Origin of the sequence: Pseudonocardia sp. SID8383 (assembly GCF_009864975.1) — a bacterium.
GTDB lineage: Bacteria > Actinomycetota > Actinomycetes > Mycobacteriales > Pseudonocardiaceae > Pseudonocardia > Pseudonocardia alni.
Genome location: NZ_WWFY01000885.1, coordinates 1 through 3878 on the forward strand (window position 1 = coordinate 1; position 3878 = coordinate 3878).

Sequence of the window (3878 nt, forward strand, 5' to 3'; positions counted from 1 at the left end):
CGCGGCGCGCCCCGGCCGCGGTCCCGCCGCGCCGTCGGGCCGGGCCGGTCCGGGTCGATGCCCACGTCGGGGCGCGGGGGTGTGCCACGATGACCGTCGTGGATCCCGATCTCGGCCCGGTGTTCACCGCGCACGACGTCGCGGTGGCCTACCTGTTCGGGTCGCGCGCCACCGGGACCGCGCGGCCGGACAGCGACCACGACGTGGCGGTGCTGTTCGCCGGTGAGCCGGCTCCCGTCGCCACCGAGCTGCTCGCCGCCGACCTGGCCGCCCGGCTCGGGACCGGGGTGGACGTCGTCGACCTCGGGCGGGCGGGCCTCGAGCTGCGCGGCCGGGTCGCGGAGTCCGGCCGGCTGTTGTTCAGCGCCGACGAGGTCGCACGGGTCCGGTTCGAGGTGGACGCCCGGATGCGCTGGATCGAGTTCCGCCCCGTCCTGGAGGAGATGACCCGTTCCTTCCTCGCCCGTGTCGCGCGGGAGGGGCTGCGCTGATGGTCGACGCCGATCGCGTGCGCCGGTTGCTGGTGATGCTGGAGCGCTACCGGGACCTGCTCGCCGAGGACGCCCCCGACCCGTTCCGTCGTCGTCACCTGGTGCAGACGGCCGCGCAGATCTGCATCGACCTGGCCAACCACGTCATCGCCGCCGACGGCCACCGGACCCCGCGGGACTACGGCGACGCCTTCCGCGTGCTCGCCGAGGTGGGTGTGCTCGACGACGGGCTCGCCGGCCGGATGGTGGCGCTCGCCGGAGCGCGCAACCTCATCGTGCACCTCTACGCCGAGGTCGACGACGACCTGCTCGCCCGCAGCATCCGCGACGGCGGTCTCGACGACCTGGGCGCCTTCGCCGCCCGCATCGCCGCCCTCGCCGGCTGACGGGCACGCCGCGGCTCCCCGTCCCGGCGCGCGGCCCCCGGTGCACGGGGTGCCGCGCGACGTCACGGGGCGCCGCGGGTGGAGCGGGTCAGGGGATGACGACCGGCCCGGTGGTCGGGGCGGGGTCGTCGGCCCAGCGGTGCCCGGTCTCGCGCGGGGTGACGCCGTCCTCGGACCACGCGGCCAGCAGCTGCGCGACCTTGGCGTGCATCACGGTGCGCAGCCGGTCGAAGGAGTTCTGCGGGTCGTCGTCGACCTCACCGAGCAGCAGCCACCAGGCCCAGGCGACCGCACCGGCGTTGGCGACGAAGTCCGGCAGCACCGGCACGCCGCGGGCGGCGAGCATGGCCTCGGCCTCCGGGGTGGTCGCGGCGTTCGCGGCCTCGACGACCACGCGGGCGCGGACGTCGTAGGAGTTGTCCGGGGTGATCGCGTAGGAGATCGCGGCCGGCACCAGGATGTCGACCTCGGCGGAGAGGATCGCGGTGCGCGGGAGCTGCTCGACACCGGCGGGCAGCCGGGTGCGGTCGATCTCGCCGAAGCCGTCGCGCAGGTCCAGCAGCGCGGGCACGTCGAGGCCGTCGGCACAGTGCAGGGTGCCCGCGGCGTCGGCCAGCGTGGTGACCTTCATCCCGGCCTCGTACAGGTAGTAGGCGGCCGCACCGCCCATCGTGCCGACGCCCTGGATCGCGACCGTGGTGTCGGCCGGGATCTGGCCCCAGGACACCGCGGAGGCCAGGCAGGCGTGCGCGACTCCGTAGCCGCCGATCACGTCGCCCAGCTCGAACCCGCCGTCGACCTCGGCGGTCAGCCCGGTGCGCACCCGCTCCAGGGTGGCGGCCGGGTCGGCGGCACGGCTGATCGCGGCGTGGTAGCTCTGGCCGAGGCCGATCTTCTCGAAGACCTCGTCGATCAGGTGCTGCGGGACGCCGAGGTCCTCCGCGGTCACCCAGTGCGCGTCGATCCAGGGGCGCATGGCCTCGCAGAACCGCTCGAGCACCTCGACGGCGCGCGGGTCCTTCGGGTCGAAGTCGATGCCGCCCTTGGCCCCGCCGATCGGCAGGTCGAAGGTGGCGGTCTTGTTGGCCATGCCGCGTGCGAGGTCCTCGACCTCGGACAACGTGCAGCCGGCCCGCATCCGGGTGCCGCCGGTGGCGAGGCCCGCCCGCAGGGTGTGCACGACCAGGTAGCCGACGGCGCCGGTCACGGCGTCGTTCCACTGCAGGCGCATGTACGGCTCGGGGCGGCGGACGACCGGAGCGACGGTGGGCGCCGGGGCGCCGGCGACGTACGGGGCGGCCGTGGCCGCCGTCTGCGGGGTGCTCCCGGCCGGGTTCTGCATCGTCGTCATGGCGACCCACCTCCTGCTCGTGCTGCACCGGTCGTCGCCGCCAGGGGCCGTTCCGGTCTCGTCGACATCGCGGACCTCGTCGTCCCCCGGCCGCCGTCGTTCCCGACCGGTGGCCCCAGGTTGGGGTCGCACCCGGCCCCGCGTCCATTTACGGATCATTCACGGCGCTGTTCACCGTTCCTGCACAGCGCAATAGGCTCAGCGACATGGAGCTGTCCCTGTCTCGGCTGCGGATGCTGCGCGAGCTGCACCGGCGGGGAACCATCACGGCGGCGGCGACCGCGCTGCACTACACGGCGTCGGCGGTGTCCCAGCAGCTCGCGCAGCTCGAGCGCGACGTCGGGACCCGCCTGTTCGAACGGAGAGGTCGCCGGGTCCAGCTCACCGACCTCGGGGTCCTGCTGGCCGAGCACGCCGAGGAGATCCTCGCCTCGGTCGAGCGCGCCACCCAGGCCCTGGAGGGGGCGGGCGAGACCGTTGCGGCCAAGCTCACCGCCGGGGTGTGGGCCTCGGTCGCCTCGGGCCTGCTGCCCGACGCGCTGACCGCGCTGGCCCGTACCCACCCCGGTGTCGAGGTCCGCACCCGCGAACTCGCCCCGGAGGAGACCGCGGCCGCGGTGCGCGACGGCGAGCTCGACCTGTCGTTCGTCATCGACTACTCGAACTACCCGATGACGTGGGACAAGGGCCTGGAGCGGGCGGTCATCGCCGTCGAGCGGGTCTACGCGGCGGTGCCCGCCGGGGCCGTGCCGGCCGCGAGCGTGATGCTGTCGGAGCTGGCCGAGCACCCGTGGATCGTGTCGCCCGCCCGGTCGCACTTCGGGCAGGCGGCCCGGCTGGCCTGCCAGAGCGCGGGATTCGAGCCGCGGATCGACCACGAGGTCGAGGAGCAGGCCACCGCGATGGCGATGGTCGCGGCCGGGCTCGGCGTCACCCTGGTGACCGACCTGGGCCTGGCGCTGCGCCCGCCGGGGGTCGACATCGTCGCGCTCGGCGACGCCCTGACCCGCACGGTGTCACTGGCCTACCGCACCACCACCGCACGACGGGCCGCGCTGCCGCTGGTGATCGAGGCCGTCCGGACCGCGGCGGCGCAGAAGGGGCTCGGCGCCGACGCCCCGATCCCGGTGCAGCCGGACTCGCTCGGCCTGGCCTGACCCGTTCCGCGGCGGAATCGTCGGAACCCGGTCGAACCGTTTCCGCCGCCGGTTCCGAAGAAAGGTTGTGCTGACCGAGAACCGGACCGAGGGAAACGGGCCCCTGGCCCCTCCGTCGCGTTCCGTGGCGATCCTGGTGGAACTGCTGGCGATCGCCGCGGCAGTGGCATCGGGGCATCTCGTGGCGGCCCTGGTGGCACCGGCGTCGTCGCCCTTCGTGGCCGTCGGCGACGCGGTGGTGCGGCTCTCGCCGCAGCCGGTCGTGGAGTTCGCCAAGTCCGCGTTCGGGACGGCCGACAAGCCGGTCCTGCTCGCCGGGATCGGCGTGCTGCTGGTGCTGCTCGGCGCACTGGCCGGGCTCGCGGCGCGCCGACGGCCCGCGGTGGGGACCGCGGTCGTCGCCGCGCTGGGGCTGCTCGCGGTGGCCGCGGTGCTGACGGGTCCGGTGCCCACCGCGACCGACCTGGCCGCCCCGGTCGTCGCGCTGGTGGTG

4 protein-coding genes and 1 pseudogene are annotated in these 3878 nt (G+C 74.9%); 4 read left to right on the forward strand and 1 reads right to left on the reverse strand.

All coding sequences use genetic code 11. The features are described 5' to 3' along the window. Together GTW08_RS21360 and GTW08_RS21365 are read left to right on the forward strand one after the other, a co-directional pair. Positions 1–491, forward strand: a 491-nt coding sequence (locus GTW08_RS21360) for a type VII toxin-antitoxin system MntA family adenylyltransferase antitoxin (RefSeq protein ID WP_237454044.1), incomplete at its 5' end; no start/stop codon positions are given. Further along, positions 491–877, forward strand: a complete 387-nt coding sequence (locus GTW08_RS21365; RefSeq protein WP_073574336.1) for a type VII toxin-antitoxin system HepT family RNase toxin — start codon at positions 491–493, stop codon at positions 875–877. The genes GTW08_RS21360 and GTW08_RS21365, both read left to right, overlap by 1 nt. An 88-nt stretch (positions 878–965) precedes the next feature. Here GTW08_RS21365 and GTW08_RS21370 read toward each other — a convergent pair whose 3' ends face one another. After that, positions 966–2108, reverse strand: a complete 1143-nt coding sequence (locus GTW08_RS21370) for a Glu/Leu/Phe/Val dehydrogenase dimerization domain-containing protein (RefSeq protein ID WP_073574454.1) — start codon at positions 2106–2108, stop codon at positions 966–968. Positions 2109–2434: 326 nt separating this feature from the next. Here GTW08_RS21370 and GTW08_RS21375 point away from each other — a divergent pair, with 326 nt between their 5' ends. Together GTW08_RS21375 and GTW08_RS21380 are read left to right on the forward strand one after the other, a co-directional pair. Further along, on the forward strand, positions 2435–3385 hold the full coding sequence (locus GTW08_RS21375; RefSeq protein WP_073574337.1) for a LysR family transcriptional regulator: 951 nt from the start codon (positions 2435–2437) through the stop codon (positions 3383–3385). 124 nt (positions 3386–3509) lie between these two features. Beyond that, positions 3510–3878, forward strand: a pseudogene (locus tag GTW08_RS21380) (molybdopterin-binding protein); the annotation flags it as partial.

Coding starts and splice junctions, on each gene's coding strand:
- GTW08_RS21365 (WP_073574336.1), top strand. CDS start 491: ATGGTCGACGCCGATCGCGTGCGCCGGTTGCTGGTGATGCTGGAGCGC.
- GTW08_RS21370 (WP_073574454.1), bottom strand. CDS start 2,108: ATGCGCCTGCAGTGGAACGACGCCGTGACCGGCGCCGTCGGCTACCTG.
- GTW08_RS21375 (WP_073574337.1), top strand. CDS start 2,435: ATGGAGCTGTCCCTGTCTCGGCTGCGGATGCTGCGCGAGCTGCACCGG.